13 protein-coding genes are annotated in these 16,610 nt (G+C 61.1%); 7 read left to right on the forward strand and 6 right to left on the reverse strand.

Features of this window, described 5'->3' with window-relative positions:
• The 4 genes from dnaA to gyrB all read left to right on the forward strand — a co-directional run bounded on the left by dnaA (position 1) and on the right by gyrB (position 6,296).
• Positions 1 to 1,464, forward strand: coding sequence for a chromosomal replication initiator protein DnaA (dnaA, locus tag ACWHXT_RS00005; RefSeq protein WP_447927536.1), 1,464 nt, complete (start codon positions 1 to 3; stop codon positions 1,462 to 1,464).
• A 62-nt stretch (positions 1,465 to 1,526) separates the two neighbouring features.
• A complete protein-coding gene (dnaN, locus tag ACWHXT_RS00010; RefSeq protein WP_447894765.1) occupies positions 1,527 to 2,630 on the forward strand; it encodes a DNA polymerase III subunit beta in 1,104 nt (367 codons plus the stop codon).
• Positions 2,631 to 2,732: 102 nt separating this feature from the next.
• Positions 2,733 to 3,836 carry a DNA replication/repair protein RecF gene (recF, locus tag ACWHXT_RS00015; RefSeq protein WP_447956812.1) on the forward strand — a complete coding sequence of 368 codons (1,104 nt, stop codon included), beginning with the start codon at positions 2,733 to 2,735 and terminating at the stop codon, positions 3,834 to 3,836.
• A 39-nt stretch (positions 3,837 to 3,875) separates the two neighbouring features.
• Positions 3,876 to 6,296 carry a DNA topoisomerase (ATP-hydrolyzing) subunit B gene (gyrB, locus tag ACWHXT_RS00020; RefSeq protein WP_447927538.1) on the forward strand — a complete coding sequence of 807 codons (2,421 nt, stop codon included), beginning with the start codon at positions 3,876 to 3,878 and terminating at the stop codon, positions 6,294 to 6,296.
• Between the two features lie 104 nt (positions 6,297 to 6,400).
• Here the strand turns inward: gyrB and gmhB are convergent, their stop codons facing one another.
• The 4 genes from gmhB to glyQ all read right to left on the reverse strand — a co-directional run bounded on the left by gmhB (position 6,401) and on the right by glyQ (position 10,955).
• Positions 6,401 to 6,967 carry a D-glycero-beta-D-manno-heptose 1,7-bisphosphate 7-phosphatase gene (gene gmhB / locus ACWHXT_RS00025; protein WP_447956813.1) on the reverse strand — a complete coding sequence of 189 codons (567 nt, stop codon included), beginning with the start codon at positions 6,965 to 6,967 and terminating at the stop codon, positions 6,401 to 6,403.
• Positions 6,964 to 7,755, reverse strand: coding sequence for an RIO1 family regulatory kinase/ATPase domain-containing protein (locus ACWHXT_RS00030; RefSeq protein WP_447927540.1), 792 nt, complete (start codon positions 7,753 to 7,755; stop codon positions 6,964 to 6,966). Before ACWHXT_RS00030 ends, gmhB begins: the two co-directional genes overlap by 4 nt.
• Before the next feature lie 176 nt (positions 7,756 to 7,931).
• Positions 7,932 to 9,995 carry a glycine--tRNA ligase subunit beta gene (gene glyS / locus ACWHXT_RS00035; RefSeq protein WP_447956814.1) on the reverse strand — a complete coding sequence of 688 codons (2,064 nt, stop codon included), beginning with the start codon at positions 9,993 to 9,995 and terminating at the stop codon, positions 7,932 to 7,934.
• Positions 9,996 to 10,955, reverse strand: a complete 960-nt coding sequence (gene glyQ / locus ACWHXT_RS00040) for a glycine--tRNA ligase subunit alpha (protein ID WP_447927542.1) — start codon at positions 10,953 to 10,955, stop codon at positions 9,996 to 9,998.
• 107 nt (positions 10,956 to 11,062) lie between these two features.
• Between glyQ and rfaD the strand changes: the two genes are divergently transcribed.
• Together rfaD and waaF are read left to right on the forward strand one after the other, a co-directional pair.
• Entirely contained in the window at positions 11,063 to 12,019 is a 957-nt protein-coding gene (rfaD, locus tag ACWHXT_RS00045) for an ADP-glyceromanno-heptose 6-epimerase (RefSeq protein WP_447956815.1), read from the forward strand.
• The gene (waaF, locus tag ACWHXT_RS00050; protein ID WP_447956816.1) at positions 12,012 to 13,058 is read left to right on the forward strand and encodes a lipopolysaccharide heptosyltransferase II; all 1,047 of its coding nucleotides are present in this window, start codon (positions 12,012 to 12,014) and stop codon (positions 13,056 to 13,058) included. The genes rfaD and waaF overlap by 8 nt, the downstream gene beginning before the upstream one ends.
• Here the strand turns inward: waaF and ACWHXT_RS00055 are convergent.
• Complete coding sequence (locus tag ACWHXT_RS00055; RefSeq protein ID WP_447956817.1) at positions 13,048 to 14,697, reverse strand: sulfatase-like hydrolase/transferase; 1,650 nt, start codon at positions 14,695 to 14,697, stop codon at positions 13,048 to 13,050. The two genes, waaF and ACWHXT_RS00055, sit on opposite strands and share 11 nt — an antisense overlap.
• A 118-nt stretch (positions 14,698 to 14,815) precedes the next feature.
• Between ACWHXT_RS00055 and ACWHXT_RS00060 the strand changes: the two genes are divergently transcribed.
• Positions 14,816 to 15,577 carry a glycosyltransferase family 2 protein gene (locus ACWHXT_RS00060; protein WP_447956818.1) on the forward strand — a complete coding sequence of 254 codons (762 nt, stop codon included), beginning with the start codon at positions 14,816 to 14,818 and terminating at the stop codon, positions 15,575 to 15,577.
• On the opposite strand, the gene ACWHXT_RS00065 is transcribed toward ACWHXT_RS00060, so the two are convergent.
• Positions 15,539 to 16,579 (reverse strand): glycosyltransferase family 9 protein, encoded by a 1,041-nt coding sequence (locus ACWHXT_RS00065; RefSeq protein ID WP_447956819.1) that lies wholly within the window; start codon positions 16,577 to 16,579, stop codon positions 15,539 to 15,541. The two genes, ACWHXT_RS00060 and ACWHXT_RS00065, sit on opposite strands and share 39 nt — an antisense overlap.
• Positions 16,580 to 16,610 lie beyond the last annotated feature (31 nt).

Below are 16,610 nucleotides of genomic sequence, written 5' to 3' on the forward strand. Positions count from 1 at the left end.
GTGTCACTCGCGCTTTGGCAGCAGTGCCTGGATTATCTGCAGGACGAACTAAGCTCCCAGCAGTTCAATACATGGATTCGCCCCTTGCAGGCCGAAGAAGGGGGCGCCAACGAGCTATGTTTGTTGGCGCCTAACCGCTTCGTGCGCGACTGGGTGAGCGATAAATACGCCAAACGCATTAGCGAGCTGATCCGCGAGCTCGCCCCGGCCAAACCGCCTAAAGTGAGTTTGACCGTCGGCAGCCGTCGCGCCGCGGCAACGCCCCAGCCCCGGGATCTGGGTAACCCGGTCTCCGCCGCGCCTGAGCGCCCTTCCGCACCGGCGGTACATACGCCGCCGCGCGGCGATATCGCCGACGAACGCGAAATCGAAACGCTGCGCGAACAGCCTCAAAACAAGCGCGGCAACGAGCGCCAGGTGCAGGTCGAGGGCAGCCTCAAGCACGGCAGCGGGCTCAACCCCAATTTCACCTTCGACAAGTTCGTCGAAGGTAAGTCGAACCAGCTGGCCCGAGCGGCCTCGCGCCAGGTCTCGGAAAACCCCGGCGGTGCCTATAACCCCTTGTTTTTGTACGGTGGTGTGGGCCTTGGTAAAACCCACTTGATGCACGCGGTAGGTAACGCCCTGGCCGGAAAGCGGGAAAACGCTCGCGTGGTGTATCTGCACTCCGAGCGCTTCGTGGCGGATATGGTCAAGGCGCTACAGCTCAACGCCATCAACGATTTCAAGCGCTTCTATCGCAGCGTCGATGCGCTGTTGATCGATGACATCCAGTTTTTTGCCGGTAAGGAGCGCTCCCAGGAGGAATTTTTCCACACCTTCAATGCGCTTTTGGAAGGCGGCCAGCAAATGATTTTGACCTCGGACCGCTATCCCAAAGAGATCAACGGGGTCGAAGAGCGCTTGAAGTCCCGCTTTGGCTGGGGGCTAACCGTTGCCATCGAGCCGCCGGAGCTCGAAACCCGGGTTGCCATCCTGATGAAAAAGGCCGATCAAGCCAGCGTCGATTTGCCGCATGACGCCGCCTTTTTCATCGCGCAAAAAATTCGCTCCAACGTGCGCGAGCTCGAAGGCGCGCTCAAGAAAGTCATCGCCGATTCGCACTTCATGGGCAAGCCCATCACCCAGGACTTCATTCGCGAATCGCTGAAGGATCTGCTCGCGCTGCAGGACAAGCAGGTCGGCGTGGACAACATTCAACGCACGGTGGCGGAGTACTACAAAATCAAGGTGGCGGATCTGCTCTCCAAGCGGCGCTCGCGCTCGGTGGCCAGGCCCCGGCAAGTGGCGATGGCGCTTGCCAAGGAGCTGACCAACCACAGCCTGCCGGAAATAGGCGACGCCTTTGGCGGGCGCGATCACACGACGGTGCTGCACGCTTGTCGTAAGGTAAAGACCCTGCAGGAAGAGAGTGCGGATATCCGCGAGGATTACAAAAACCTCATGCGCCTGCTCACCAGTTAAGGCTTTGTAAAAATCCACTTAAAAGCCAGATGCGGCTGACGACCATTTAACCTGGAGTAGTGATGAAGTTTTCAATTTCCCGAGAGGCGTTACTACGTCCCCTGACGCTGGTTGCGGGCGTGGTCGAGCGCCGTCAAACGCTGCCGGTGCTCTCCAACGTGCTGATCCAGGTCGAAGGGGACCAGGTCGCGCTGACCGGTACCGACCTCGAAGTCGAGCTGGTCGGCCGCACGGTGGCAAGTCAGGTGGACCAGGAAGGCGGCGCGACCGTCCCCGCGCGCAAGCTGATGGATATCTGCAAATCCTTGCCGGATCAGTCCGAGATTCAGCTAGCGGTAGAGGAGGGGCGGGCGGTACTGCGCAGCGGCCGCTCGCGGTTTACGCTCTCGACGCTTCCCGTGGCCGAGTTTCCCAATATTGAAGATGGCGAAGGCAGCCAGGAGCTCAGCGTACCGCGTGGCACGCTCAAGCACCTGATCGAATCGACGTCCTTCGCCATGGCCCAGCAGGACGTACGCTACTACCTGAACGGCATGCTGCTGGATATCCAGAGCCAACTGCTGCGCGCCGTTGCAACCGACGGCCACCGCCTGGCCATGTGCTCGCGGGAAACCGACGTCAACATCGAGCAGGGTCAGAAAATGATCGTGCCCAGAAAAGGTATCCTGGAGCTTTCGCGCCTGCTCGACGACAGCGACGAGCCGGTCAGCCTCACCCTGGGTGCCACGCATCTGCGTGCCCACACCGGTGATTTCACCTTTACCTCGAAGCTGATCGACGGCAAGTTCCCGGACTACGAGCGAGTCGTGCCGAAAAACGGCGACAAGGTATTGATTGCCGAGCGCGCCGAACTCAAACAGGTCCTCTCGCGTACCGCGATTCTTTCCAATGAGAAGTACCGTGGCGTGCGCCTTTACCTGGAAGAGGGCAACCTCAAGGTCATGGCCAATAACCCGGAACAGGAAGAGGCCGAGGAGAACGTGGCCATCGAGTACACCGGACCCGCCATGGAGGTCGGCTTCAACGTCGGCTATCTGGTCGACGTGCTTTCCGTACTCGACGAAGAGCGCGTGCAGATGACCCTGGCCGACCCCAACAGCAGCGCGCTGTTGGAAGAGCCCGGCGGCGGCGATGCGCTGTACGTGGTCATGCCCATGCGGCTTTGATGGTTCCTGAACGAGTGAAACCTCGCTTTAGTTCACGACGCGGCGCCTTTGAAGAAGGCGCCGCTTTTCCATGACCCCTGGCAGTAAAGGCGAACCCCGTTAATGAGCCTGACCCAGCTCAATCTGCAAGGCATTCGTAATCTTGCGCCAGTGGATATGGCGCCGTCGCCCCACGTCAACCTGATTCACGGGCTAAACGGCAGCGGTAAGACGAGCCTGTTGGAAGGTATTCATATTCTGGGTATGGGCCGTTCCTTTCGCACCCACCAGCTCAAGCACGCCATACAGTTCGAGGCCGCCGCCATGACGCTCTACGGGCGTTTGGCCGGTGACCCGGAGGTAGCCCTTGGAGTGCGCCGCTTGCGGGCCGAGCGCGAGCTCGAGCTGCGCCTGCGCGGGCAAAAGGACGTACGCCTGGCAGAGCTGGTCGATGCCATGCCACTGCAGCTCATCAACCCGGATGCGTTTCGCCTGCTCGAAGGTTCCCCCGCCGGGCGACGCGAATTCATGGATTGGGGCGTGTTTCACGTGAAACACGACTTTTTGACCGCTTGGAAGCGAGCCCGGCGCGCGGTGAAACATCGGAATGCACTGCTAAGGCGTGGTAGAATAACCGATGCTGAAATCGCCGTGTGGGAGCAGGAGCTTTGTGAGTCCGGCGAGCGGATGGACGCGCTGAGGCAAACCTGGTTCAACGCATTTCTACCGGTATTCGAAGAGACGTTGAAACGGCTGCTGCCGACCAAGGGGCTATCACTGCGCTACGCCCGTGGGTGGGATGCCAAGCGCTCTTTGGCCGAGGTGTTGAAAGCCAGCCGCGAGACCGATCAGCAAATGGGATTTACCCAGCAGGGCCCGCAGCGTGCGGACCTGCGCATAAGGCTTAATAAGCAGCCCGCCATTGAGGTGCTTTCCAGAGGCCAGCAGAAGCTGGTGGTCAGTGCGCTAAAACTGGCCCAGGGGCGGCTTCTGGAAAGCAGCGCCAAGCGGCAATGTATTTATCTGATAGATGATTTACCGGCAGAGCTCGACCATCAGCACCGCAAACTTTTTTGTGAACTGCTGGAAGAGATGGAGTGCCAGGTATTTATTACCAGCGTCGACCCACAAGCGCTAAGCGAGCTTTGGCAGCCGGCGACCCAAATAAAGATGTTTCACGTGAAACATGACGATAATGGGATCGGCCGGCTGGCCTCAGCCGGGTAGATGACACGGAACGAGACAGACTTCACGACGGAGTGGTCAATGAGCGAGCAGGCTTACGATTCATCAAGCATCAAGGTGCTCAAAGGGCTCGATGCGGTACGCAAGCGCCCCGGTATGTACATCGGTGATACCGACGACGGCACCGGACTGCATCACATGGTCTTCGAGCTGGTGGATAATTCCATCGATGAAGCTCTGGCGGGCCACTGCAGCGAGATTCGCGTGGTAATCCACCCGGACGAGTCCATTACCGTTAGCGATAACGGACGAGGCGTTCCTACAGAGCTTCATGAAGAAGAGGGCGTATCGGCGGCGGAAGTCATCATGACCGTGCTCCACGCCGGTGGCAAGTTCGACGACAACTCCTATAAAGTGTCTGGCGGACTGCACGGTGTCGGTGTATCGGTGGTCAACGCGCTCTCGGCAGAGCTCAAACTGACCATATGGCGTCAGGGTGAAGTGTTCGAGCAGCTCTACAGGCATGGCGTGCCCCAGGCACCGCTGGGCGTTGTAGGTCAAACCGAGAAAAGCGGCACCCGTGTGCACTTTCGCCCCTCGACCGATACCTTCGCCAATATCGAGTTTCATTACGACATTCTTGCCAAGCGCTTACGTGAACTATCGTTTCTAAACTCTGGCGTTGCCATTCGTTTAATGGATGAGCGCAGCGGCAAGGAAGAGCTGTTTCACTACGAAGGTGGTTTGAAAGCCTTCGTCGAGCATCTTAATCAGAACAAGTCGACGCTGAACCCGGTGTTCCATTTCAACGCGATCCGTGATGATGGTGTCGAGGTGGAAGTCGCGATGCAGTGGAGCGATACCTTCACGGAAAGCATTTACTGCTATACCAATAATATTCCCCAGCGCGACGGTGGTACACACCTGGCCGGCTTCCGTGCGGCGCTGACGCGTACCTTGAACCATTATATCGAAACCGAAGGCCTGCTGAAAAAAGCCAAGGTCAGCACGGCCGGTGACGATGCGCGGGAAGGTTTGACGGCGATCATTTCGGTGAAGGTGCCGGATCCCAAGTTCTCCTCGCAGACCAAGGATAAGCTGGTCTCCTCCGAGGTGAAAACGGCGGTCGAGCAGGAGATGGGCCGTTTGCTGGCCGAGTACCTGGTCGAAAAGCCCAACGAGGCGAAAGCGATCGTCAACAAGATGCTCGATGCTGCCCGGGCCCGGGAAGCGGCGCGCAAGGCGCGTGACATGACCCGCCGTAAAGGGGCGCTGGATATCGCAGGTCTGCCCGGCAAGCTCGCCGACTGCCAGGAGAAAGATCCCAGCCAGTCCGAGCTTTACCTGGTGGAGGGTGACTCCGCCGGCGGTAGCGCCAAGCAGGGGCGTGACCGTCGCACCCAGGCCATTTTGCCGCTCAAGGGTAAAATCCTCAACGTCGAGAAAGCACGCTTTGACAAGATGCTCTCCTCGGCGGAAGTCGGTACGCTGATCACCGCGCTTGGCTGTGGTATCGGCCGCGAAGAGTTCAACCCGGACAAACTTCGCTATCACTCGATCATCATCATGACCGATGCCGACGTCGACGGTTCGCACATCCGCACGCTGCTGTTGACGTTCTTCTTCCGCCAGATGCCGGAGCTTATTGAGCGCGGTCACGTGTTTATCGCCCAGCCGCCGCTTTACAAGATCAAGCGCGGCAAGCAAGAGCTCTACCTGAAAGACGAGCAGGCGATGATCGACTACCTGACCACCACGGCGCTCGACGGTGCCGGGCTTCACGTCAATGCCGATGCGCCGGCGATTACCGGCTCTCAGCTCGAAGCACTGGTGAATCAGTACCGCAATGTGATGAAGCGTATCGATCGCCTGGGACGAGTATTTCCGATCGAGGTGCTGCGTCAGGCGGTACACGCAAGCGCTCTTCAAGGCGAAACCAGCCTGAAGGATCGAGTCACCATGGAGAACTGGATTGCCGAGCTGCAAACCGCCATGGACGAACGGGTGGCCTACGAAGGGGGGCCGCGCTACCATTTCGCGCTGAAGGAAGATAGCGAGCGCGGGCTGCTGCTGCCCACGGTGTCGCTCATCGCCCACGGTGTCACCACCGAGTACGTGTGGGGGCTCGACTTCTTCGAGAGCGCCGATTACCGCGCCATGTCGGCACTAGGCGAAACACTGAACAATCTGCTGGAAGAGGGCGCCTTTATCGCCCGCGGTGAGCGCAAGAAGCCCGTTGTAGACTTCTCCGAGGTGCTGGTGTGGCTGATGAACGAAGGCCAGCGAGGGCTCTCGGTACAGCGCTATAAGGGCCTTGGTGAGATGAACCCGGACCAGCTATGGGAAACCACCATGGACCCGGATAGCCGCCGCATGCTGCGCGTGACCATCGAAGACGCCGTGGCCGCGGATTTGATGTTCAACACGCTGATGGGCGACGAAGTCGAGCCTCGCCGTGATTTCATCGAAACCAACGCGCTGGTCGCTAACCTCGATATCTAGCGCTTTGTTTCACGTGAAACATGAGCAAAAAAACGCCGCGCTTAGCGCGGCGTTTTTTTATATTTTGAACCTGCGATTCTGCGGCTTCCAACCTTTGTTACGCCTTAAGCGGCGAGTAGCCACCGGGTAAACGCCGCCAGGTCATCGAATACCTGGGCGTTCTCCAGCCCTTCTCCTTTCTCGAGCGTTCGTGCTCCCTTGCCGGTTTTTACGAGTACCGGCTGGCTGCCTACTGCAACACCGGCTTGAAGATCGCGCAGGCTGTCGCCCACCATCCAGCTGCCTTTTAGGCTTTCAAGATTCAGCGCGTGCTGAATTTGTTGCAAAAGGCCGGGCAGCGGTTTGCGGCAGGTGCAATCGTCGGCGGGTTCGTGAGGGCAGTAAGCAATGTGGGCGATAGTGCCGCCCACGTTTTCGACCAAGTGAGTGAGCTTGTCGTGCATGGCCGCAAGCGTCGCCTCGCTAAAATAGCCCCGGGCCAGGCCGGACTGGTTCGTCGCCACGGCCACGGTGAAGCCAGCGCGGGTAAGCTCGCCGATCGCAGCAATCGAGGCGGGGTAGGCGACCCATTCATCGAGAGATTTAACGTAGTGGTCCGAGTCGTGATTGATCACGCCGTCGCGGTCGAGGATCACCAGTTTGCTTGCTGATACGGGCAGAGTGGGGCTCATGAGAAGTGCTCGTGTAAGGCCGTAAGCGAGCGCAGGGTGACATCGATCTTGCGCCCGTCGCCGCCCAGGCGCTTGAAGGGGATTTTACGCAGGCGCAGCAGGGCAGGCAGCATCGCCTTGAACTGGCTGACGACGTCCTCGCGTTCGTTCTCGAGCCCGGCAATGAACGCCGGCGTCAACCGCTCGCGCGCAAGCGGTGACTTATGCAGTTTGCCGTAAAGCGAGAATATCAGGCAGTACCAGTCGCGCACCATGCAGTTAACCCGCGTATGTACCTGGCCCGGGTCGGTTTCAAAATCGATGAAGACCACTTTGCCTTCAGTGATGAGAATGTTGCGCGCAAAGGCCTCGCTTAGGTAGGCGTCGTGGCGGTGAAGATCGACCAATGAGTCGAGGCCGAGGGTGAGTAGCGAATCGACCTCGGCTTGTGTCGAGGCGCGCTTGAGCGCATCGAGCAGGGTGGTGGCGGGGGCCTGCGGGGTTCCAGCATCGGCGAGAAGCAGCGCGTTGTCATCCGCGGCCAGCACGGTGGGAACGTTGAAGCCCGCTGCGTCCAGCGCTTGTAGCCTGGCCACTTCGGTTTGAATGCTCTGCTCGCCGCCCAGGTTGGGAACGGGCTTGAGCGCTTCGATTCTGGTGAGTCCGGCTAAAAGTTTGAGCGGCGCGTAGGCGAGCCGCGAATTGCGTTTCGCCGCCCGCTTTAACCATACCTTTTCGCCATCGATTGTATGCGCAGCCATGGACGCCTGTTGGTCCGGGTAGGTCTGCTTCAAAAACGTTTCGTACATCGGGGTCTCTTTTTTCGAGCGTGGGCGGCGCCTTCAACGGCTCGCGAACTCTATTAACTTAGCAAGATACGCTAAGTGTTTCACGTGAAACAGCGTGTTTTGCACGCCGGTATTGCCCTAACAAGCATCATAAAAAAAAGGGGACCGAGGTCCCCTTGAATACGAGCGCCAGTATTTTACTGAGGCAAAAGCGAGATATCCGCCACCTCGAGGAAGAGCGCCTGAAGGCTTGCCAAAAGCGCCAAACGGTTTTGGCGGATCGCCGGGTCATCGGCCATGACCATGACGTCATCGAAGAAGGTGTCGACCGGCGCCCTGAGCGTTGCCAATGTATCCAGTGCTTGTTGGTAGTCGCCGGTGGCAAACAGCGGCGCGACCTGGGTCTGGCTTTTGGAAACGGCGTCAAATAGCGCGCGCTCGGCGTCTTCCTGCAACAGTGTCTCTTCTACGGCGGTGCTGCCGTCGAAGTCTTGTTTGCTGAGGATATTAGAGACGCGCTTGTTGGCGGCGGCCAGCGCCTGGGCTTCTTCGCGCTGGGTAAACGCCTTCACCGCGTGCAAGCGGCGAGCAAAATCCAGCGGTTTGGTCACCGGGCGGGCGCGTACGGCCAGGTACATCTCCGCGGTAATGCCTTCCTCCTGACCCCAGGCACGGAAGCGGTCCAGCATGTAGGTCAGAACGTCGTCGACCAGTTCCGCCGAGGCGAGCTCGCGGTGCTGTTCGGCGGCCACGTTCAAAAGCTCGCCCAGGTCCAGGTCGAGCTCACCTTTGACCAAAATGTTGAGCACGCCGATGGAGGCGCGGCGCAGGGCGAAGGGGTCTTTGGCGCCGGTGGGGCGCTGACCAATGGCGAAGATACCCACTAACGTGTCGAGGCGGTCGGCCAGCGCCAGCGCCTTGCCCGCCTGGCTTTGCGGTATATCGTCCGCAGCGAAGCGGGGCAGATACTGCTCCTCCAGCGCCTGGGCGACCTCGACGGGTTCACCGTCCTGCTCGGCGTAGTAGCGGCCCATGATGCCCTGAAGCTCGGGGAACTCGAGCACCATTTCGGTCACCAGGTCGCACTTGGCCAGCGCCACGGCGCGCTGGGCATGGCCGGTATCACCGCCGATCTGCTGGGCAATGAACGTGGCAATCGCGGTGCTGCGGCGTACCTTGTCGGCAAGCGTGCCGAGCTGCTGCTGGAACACCACGTGCTCGAGCTGGGGAATGCGCGAGGCCAGGCTCTGTTTGCGGTCGGTATCATAGAAGAACACCGCATCCGCCAGGCGCGGGCGAATCACCTTCTCGTTACCCGCGATCACCTGCTGTGGGTCCTGGCTTTCGATATTGGACACCGTGATGAACAGCGGCTTCAACGCGCCGTCGTCGTCCAGCAGGTGGAAGTACTTCTGGTTCGCCTTCATCGACGAGATCAGACACTCACCGGGGACTTTCAAAAAGCGTTCGTCGAAGGTGCCGGTCAGCGCGACGGGCCACTCGACCAAACCGCTTACTTCAACCAGCAGGTCTTCGTCGATGACGGCGTTGGCATGGTGAACCTCGGCCTCGGCCAGCACCTGCTCGCGGATGCGCTCGCGCCGTTTGGTGCGATCCGCCAGCACATAGGCGTTCTCCAGGGTGGCCAGGTAGTCGTCAGCGTGCGCGAGCTGAAGAGCATCCGGGGCGTGGAAGCGGTGGCCGTAGGTGGTACGGCTCGCCTCCAACCCCAGCGCCTCGGCGGCGATCACGTCACTGCCGTAAAGCGCTAACAGCCAGTGAACCGGGCGCGAGAACTCGACACGGGAAGCACCCCAGCGCATGTTCTTGGGCACCGGCAGGGTAGTCAGCGTCTTGCGAAGAAGCGCCGGCAGCAGGTCCTGGACGCTCTCGCCGGGCTGGTGCTCGCGAAAGCCAAGCCAGGTGCCTTTGTCGGTTTCCAGGTGAATCAACTCGTCCACGCTGACCCCGCAGGAGCGCGCGAAGCCTTCGGCGGCCTTGGTGGGCACACCGTCCTTGAAGGCGGCGGCCAATGCCGGGCCGCGCTTTTCGACTTCGCGGTCGGGCTGCTTGTCGGCCAGCGCCTCGACGCGCACGGCCAAACGCCTGGGCGTGGCGTAGGCGATTACTTTCTCGAAGCCGATCTCGGCATCCGTAAGCCCTTTTTCGATTCCCGAGGCGAACGCGTCCGACAGCGCATCCAGGGCGCTCGGCGGCAGTTCTTCAGCGCCAAGCTCGAGTAGTAGCGTATCAGCGGCCATTTATGCGTCTCCCTGGTCGTCTAGTAGTTCACGGCGAAGGGCCTCGGAGGCCATCGGGAAGCCTGCTGCCTTGCGCGATTCGAAATAAGCGTGGGCCACGTCGCGGGCCAGCGTGCGCACGCGCAAGATGAAGCGCTGACGCTCGGTGACCGAGATCGCGTGGCGCGCATCCAGCAGGTTGAAGGTGTGCGAGGCCTTGAGCACCTGCTCGTAAGCGGGCAGCGGCAGTGAAGCCGCCAACAGCTTCTGGCACTCCTGCTCCTGGTGGTCGAAGTTGGCGAACAGGTGATCGACGTCGGCGTGCTCGAAGTTATAGGTCGACTGCTCGCGCTCGTTTTGCAGGTAGACGTCGCCGTAGGTGACGCGGCTGCCGTCCGGGGCAATCGCCCACACCAGGTCGTACACGCTGTCCACGTCCTGCAGGTACATGGCGATACGCTCGAGCCCGTAGGTCAACTCGCCGGTGACCGGGTAACACTCGATCCCCCCGGCTTGTTGGAAGTAGGTGAACTGGGTCACTTCCATACCGTTGAGCCACATTTCCCAGCCAAGCCCCCAGGCGCCGAGGGTAGGGGACTCCCAGTTGTCTTCGACGAAGCGAACGTCGTGGATCAGCGGGTCGAGCCCCAGGCGTTTGAGCGAGCCAAGGTAAAGCTCCTGGAAGTTGCTCGGCGAAGGCTTCATCACCACCTGAAACTGGTAGTAGTGCTGCAGGCGGTTGGGGTTTTCACCATAGCGCCCGTCGGTGGGGCGTCTTGAAGGCTGCACGTAGGCGGCGTTCCAGGTCTCCGGACCAATTGAGCGCAGGAAGGTGGCGGGGTGGAAGGTTCCCGCGCCCACTTCCATATCCAGCGGCTGGAGGATCACACAGCCCTGTTCCGCCCAGTACTGCTGCAGCGCAAGGATCAAGCCTTGAAAGGTCGACACATCCGGTGTCGATTGGTTCGTCGAGACACTCATCGCAAAAAGCACCATTGGCCATGAATTCAGAAGCCGTCAAGTATACAATCCCAAGCAGATGGGTTATAGGCACCAAAGCCAACCAGAGCGCTTTTGAAGGAGATCTTATGATCGTAGTGACCGGTGGAGCCGGATTTATCGGCGCCAATATCGTAAAAGCGCTCAATGCGCGCGGACGCACCGACATTTTAGTAGTCGACGACCTGTCGGACGGCACCAAGTTCGTCAATCTGGTCGACTGCACGCTGTTCGACTACCGCGACAAGGACGACTTCATCGCCGAGATCAAGGCGTCACTACGTGGCGAGCCCAACGACCTTCCCGCCATCGAGGCGGTTTTCCACGAAGGCGCCTGCTCGGACACCACCGAGTGGGACGGTCAGTACATGATGGAAAACAACTTCGAGTACTCGAAGGTGTTGCTGGAGTACTGCGAGCAGCACGGCGCGGCGCTGTTGTACGCCTCCTCCGCGGCCACCTACGGTGGCAGTGAGGTCTTCAAGGAGGACCCGTCGTTCGAGAAGCCGCTCAACGTTTATGGCTACTCGAAGCTGCTGTTCGATCAGCACGTACGGGCGCGTATGCCGACGCTGACCACCCAGGTCGTCGGGTTCCGTTACTTCAACGTGTACGGCCCGCGGGAGCAACACAAGGGCAAGATGGCGAGCGTGGCGTTTCATAACCACCGTCAGGTGAGCGCGGGCGAGACGCTCAAGCTTTTTGGCGCCCACGACGGGTTCGAGGCCGGCATGCAGAGCCGCGATTTCGTCTATGTCGGCGACGTGGTCGATGTAAACCTGTGGTTTCTGGATCACCCGAGCGTCTCGGGTATTTTCAACCTGGGCACCGGCCGGGCGGAGCCGTTCAAGGCGATCGGCGAGGCGGTGATCGACTACTACGGCAAGGGCCAGATCGACTACATTGACTTCCCCGAAGAACTCAAGGGCCGCTACCAGAGCTACACCCGGGCGGATATCGGGCGCCTTCGAGAAGCCGGGTGTGACGTGGCGTTCAAGACCGTCGCCCAGGGCGTGAAAGCCTACCTGGAGTGGCTCAATGGCTAACACCGCCAAGCGGCTTTTGGTCGTGGGTCCCTCCTGGGTGGGGGACATGGTGATGGCCCAGAGCCTTTTTATCGAACTCAAGGCGCGCTATCCGGGCGCCACCCTCGGCGTGGTCGCCCCCGGCTGGTCGCAGCCGATTCTTGCGCGTATGCCCCAGGTCGATGAAGTGTTGGCGCTGTCAGCAGGCCACGGCGAGTTTGGTTTGAAAAGCCGCCGCGAACTGGCGGCGCGGCTTCGCGGGCGGTTCGATACGGCCATCGTGCTGCCCCGTTCCTGGAAGGCCGCGCTGGTACCGTTTTTGGCCCGTATCCCCGAGCGAGTGGGCTTTCTGGGAGAGTACCGCTACGGGCTTTTGACCGAGGCGCGTAAGCTCGACAAAACGGTGCTCGACCAGACCGTGAAGCGTTTCGTCTCGCTGGGCTTGCCCCAGGAGCAGGCCCTAAACGGCGATTTCGCGATTACCCCGCCGCGCCTCGACGTGGATTTAGACAACCTGGTGAACCTGCGTTTGAAGCTTGCGCTTTCGTCGCGCCCGGCGGTGGGGATGATGCCGGGCGCGGAGTATGGCCCGGCCAAGCAGTGGCCGCCGGCGTATTTTCACGCCCTGGCCAAGCGCTTGATCGATGACGGGTTCGAGGTGCGCATTTTCGGCGGGCCAAAGGATCATGCGGTGGGCGAAGAAATCAAACGCGACCTTCCCCACGTTTACAACCTGTGCGGGCAGACGGCGCTGGCAGATGCGGTGGATTTGCTCGCCGACTGCCGCCAGGTGGTGACCAACGATTCGGGGCTAATGCACGTAGCCGCCGCCGTGGGCGTGCCTATTCACGCGCTCTACGGCTCGTCGTCGCCGCGCTATACGCCGCCGCTCACCGACAGCGCGACCATCCACTACCTGGGGCTCGAGTGCTCGCCCTGCTTCAAGCGCGTCTGCCCGCTGGGCCACACCAACTGCTTGAACCATTTGACCGAGCAGCGGGTTTATAACGCGCTGCACGCCGCTCACGAAGGCGCACCCAACGTTATCGTCAGCGGTTGAGGTCCGCGTTGCTGGTCGCGGCGTCCGGCCTTTCGAGGGCCTGCTCGGACGGCGTCGACGCGGCGCGGCGTTGCGGGGTCAAGCCTTCCCAAAGCCTGTGTTGAAGCGCGGTCTCTTCGCGCAGGCGCTCGTTGAGCACCTCCAGCCCGTGGGCCTCGGTAAGCGTCGAGCGGTCGCCCAATAGCGACACGCCAAGCCCCGCCCGGTGCTCCTTTAAAGGCAGGCCCATCGCTTCCAGCAGGGTGGGGAATACGTCGAGCATGGTGGCGTTTCGCCGAATGCGTTGAGGCTCGATGTGATCGCCCAGCATGATCAGGGTATTGTCCCGGTCGAGGGCGGTGAGCTGGTCCCACACCGAGACGCGCATGGTCAAGTGATCGCTCAGCACCACGACCAGGGTATTGTCCAAAAGGCCCTGATCGTCCAGGCGCTCGATCAGCTCCCGCGCTTGCCAGGCCGAGCACTCCACCGAGTAGAGAATATCCTGGCCGTCGAACTCGCCCTGGCGGTCGAGGCAGGTTTGCGAGGGAAAGCCGTGGGGGGCGTGGCCGGCCAGGCTTAGATTGACCACCGCCCAGGGGCCGTCATCCTCGCTGTTCAAACGGCGTATCTCCTGCTCGGTCTGATCGTAAAGCGTGTCGTCATAAACGCCCCAGCTATTGATGTACTCCGGGTTATCGAGCTCCTCGACCCACTCCTCCTTGCCTTTGACGGTCTGGAATTGGTGGCCGCGATAAAAAAGCCCTTTGCCGGCAAACTGCGAGCTGGCCCCACCCAGATAACTGAGCCGGTAGCCTTGCCCGGCCAGCACGTCGCCCAAACACTCCACCCCGGGCACTACCTGCTGTAGCGGCTCGAACTGGGTGTCGTGCAAAAGCCCCGCCGGCATCAAGGGTACACCGCACTGGCTTGCGATCATGCCGGCCATGGTCCAGCCGGTGTTCTCCATTTGGCGCACCCCTTCGAAGACCATCCCGCGCTCGCCCAGCGCCTCCAGGTCGGCGTAGGCATCGCCAAAGCGTTCGTCGCCGTAGGTACGCTCCAGGCTCTCCAGGTACATCAGCACCAGGTTGGGTGGGTCGCTCTGGCTGACCTGCGGCGGCGGCGTGTAGCGCCGGTCGAGCCACTCGCCATCGTCGGTGACGATGGCCGCGCTGCGCTGGCCCAAACCATAAAGCAGCGGGTTGATGGCAAGGATCGCCAGCGCGAAAAAACGCTCGGCAAGCCGCCAGCGCTGGTCGTGACGGGCCATCCAGGTCACCGAGGCAAGCACCGCGACCATCGTCAGCGTATAGAGCACGGCGATGACGACCTTGCCGCCGCCGCCGTGGTTGGTGATGCCCGCCTGCAGGTGGAAAAACACCGCCCCCAGGTCCACGTTGCCAAAGCTATCGGCCAGGTAGACGTAAATGCCTAGAAGGCTCAAGGGAACCAGCGACCAGGGCCATACGGCGCGATAGCGTGCCCGCCGGGGTTTGCCCCAGCGAAGTTTGAGCCCCGCGCCGATCCAGACGGCGGCAATGATGAAAAGCGTCCACCAGGGCAGGCGCGTTACAACCGTCACGGCGTAGCCAAGGCTTAGCCCTAGAACCATAAGCGGCAGCCAAGGGGTGAGTCGATAGGTCCTTATCCACGCCATGCCATATCCCTTTCCATCGTGAATCAAATGAGTATGCTAGCTTAGCAAATGTGTTGTGTGCGGGTGGCAGATTCCCGGCCGGCAACGATTAACACCCCGTACCTGGCAAAGGTGACCTGTGGCCATTTCCGCTGTACTGATCGTCAAAAACGAAGCGCACCACCTTCGCGCTTGCCTCGAAACCCTGGCCTGGGCCGATGAGATCGTCGTTCTCGACGCCGGAAGCCTTGATGAGACGTGCGCCATCGCCCGGGAGTTCACCGACAATGTCAACGTGAACGCCGACTGGCAAGGCTTTGGCGTTCAACGTCAGCGCGCCGAGGCGTTGGCGCAAGGCGACTGGATCCTGATGATAGACGCCGACGAGCGCGTCACCGATGAGCTTCGCGAAAGCATCGAAAACGCCGTCAAGGCGCCGCCGGCGGTGTACGCCCTGAGTCGGCTCTCCTGGTGCTTTGGCCGTTTCATCCGCCACAGTGGCTGGTACCCGGACCGGGTTTTGCGCCTTTACCCCAAAGGCCAGGCCGCCTATAACGCGGCACTCGTGCACGAAAAACTCGTCGTGCCCGAGGCGCTCAGCGTCGAGCCGCTAAGCGGCGATCTACTGCACTACACCTACCGCGACGTGCGCCACTACCTGGAGAAATCCGCCCACTACGCCGATGCCTGGGCCGAGCAGCGCGCAGCCCTGGGCAAAAAAGCCTCCATCGGCCAGGGCGTGGCGCATGGGCTGGGCTGCTTCATCAAGATGTACCTGCTCAAGGCAGGCTTTTTAGACGGCCGCCAAGGGCTGCTACTCGCTATTCTCTCCGCGCACTCCACCTTCAACAAGTACGCCGCGCTATGGGTGCGCCATCAGCCGGGTGCGGACAAGCGCTGAAATATCGGCAGCCGCCGCGTCGATATCGATGGCGGCCATGTCTTGGCTATCGGCGTTTTCCGGCGGGCTAAAGGCCAGCCGTTTATCGGCGGCGTTGCAGGTTTGCCAGCGAAGCGGCGTGGCCGAGCGTTTGGCCGGGTAAAACCCGGCGGTGGCGATATTCAAACAGCCGGCGATATGCAGCGGCCCGGTGGAACCGGCGATCAGCATGTCGGCCCCGGCCAGCTGTAGCGCAAACGCCTTGACGCTCTCGCTGGGCGCCAGGCGCGCGGCGCTAATGTCTTCCAGGGCGAGCATTTCGACCAGCGCCTGGGCCTGGGGTTCTTCACCGGGGCCGGCGCTCACTCGCCAGCAAAGCGCGGCGTCTACTTGCTCATTCACCTGGCGCACCAGCGCGGCGTACTGCGCGGTGGTAAGGTTCACCGCCGAGCCGCCGCTGCCCGGATGCACCACGATCGCGAAAGCGTTTTCCTGGCCCACTAGCGCCTGGCGCTCGCGCTCGCGTAGGGCGTCGTCCAGTGGCCAGAAGGGCGGGGCGGGCAGGCGGGGCAGCTTGAGCGAGAGCTTTTCCAAAAGCGCGCAGGCCAGGTCCACGTTGTACTGGTACTCGGGTTTTTTCGATTGCGAGCGGCGCTGGGTGATGCGGTCGGTGTAGAAGATTTGCGCCCACTTGGTCGCCGGCGCCAGGCGCCGCGGTATGCCCGCCCGCCAGCCCAGTATGCCAACGCGAGGAGTGGAGAAAAGTGTCAGCAGGGCGTCGAAACGCGCGGCCTTGATGGCCTCGAGCAGCGCCTTTTGGGCGCTCTTGTCGCCCTGTGGGCCCGGGTCGATAATGACCTCGTCCACCCAGGGGCAAGCCTGGGCCAATGCCTGGGTGTAGGCAGGCACCAGCACGGTGACGTGGGGTTGGGGAGTGGCGCTTTTGAGACAGGCAAGGGCCGGCCAGGCCAGCATAAAATCGCCAATTTTGTCGTTACGCACGACCAGCACTTTCTGCGCCATGATGAATACCCGGTTAATTGCAGCCTGTATA

Source organism: Vreelandella halophytica (genome assembly GCF_968193635.1).

Coding starts and splice junctions, on each gene's coding strand:
- dnaN (WP_447894765.1), top strand. CDS start 1,527: ATGAAGTTTTCAATTTCCCGAGAGGCGTTACTACGTCCCCTGACGCTG.
- recF (WP_447956812.1), top strand. CDS start 2,733: ATGAGCCTGACCCAGCTCAATCTGCAAGGCATTCGTAATCTTGCGCCA.
- gyrB (WP_447927538.1), top strand. CDS start 3,876: ATGAGCGAGCAGGCTTACGATTCATCAAGCATCAAGGTGCTCAAAGGG.
- gmhB (WP_447956813.1), bottom strand. CDS start 6,967: ATGAGCCCCACTCTGCCCGTATCAGCAAGCAAACTGGTGATCCTCGAC.
- ACWHXT_RS00030 (WP_447927540.1), bottom strand. CDS start 7,755: ATGTACGAAACGTTTTTGAAGCAGACCTACCCGGACCAACAGGCGTCC.
- glyS (WP_447956814.1), bottom strand. CDS start 9,995: ATGGCCGCTGATACGCTACTACTCGAGCTTGGCGCTGAAGAACTGCCG.
- glyQ (WP_447927542.1), bottom strand. CDS start 10,955: ATGAGTGTCTCGACGAACCAATCGACACCGGATGTGTCGACCTTTCAA.
- rfaD (WP_447956815.1), top strand. CDS start 11,063: ATGATCGTAGTGACCGGTGGAGCCGGATTTATCGGCGCCAATATCGTA.
- waaF (WP_447956816.1), top strand. CDS start 12,012: ATGGCTAACACCGCCAAGCGGCTTTTGGTCGTGGGTCCCTCCTGGGTG.
- ACWHXT_RS00055 (WP_447956817.1), bottom strand. CDS start 14,697: ATGGCGTGGATAAGGACCTATCGACTCACCCCTTGGCTGCCGCTTATG.
- ACWHXT_RS00065 (WP_447956819.1), bottom strand. CDS start 16,579: ATGGCGCAGAAAGTGCTGGTCGTGCGTAACGACAAAATTGGCGATTTT.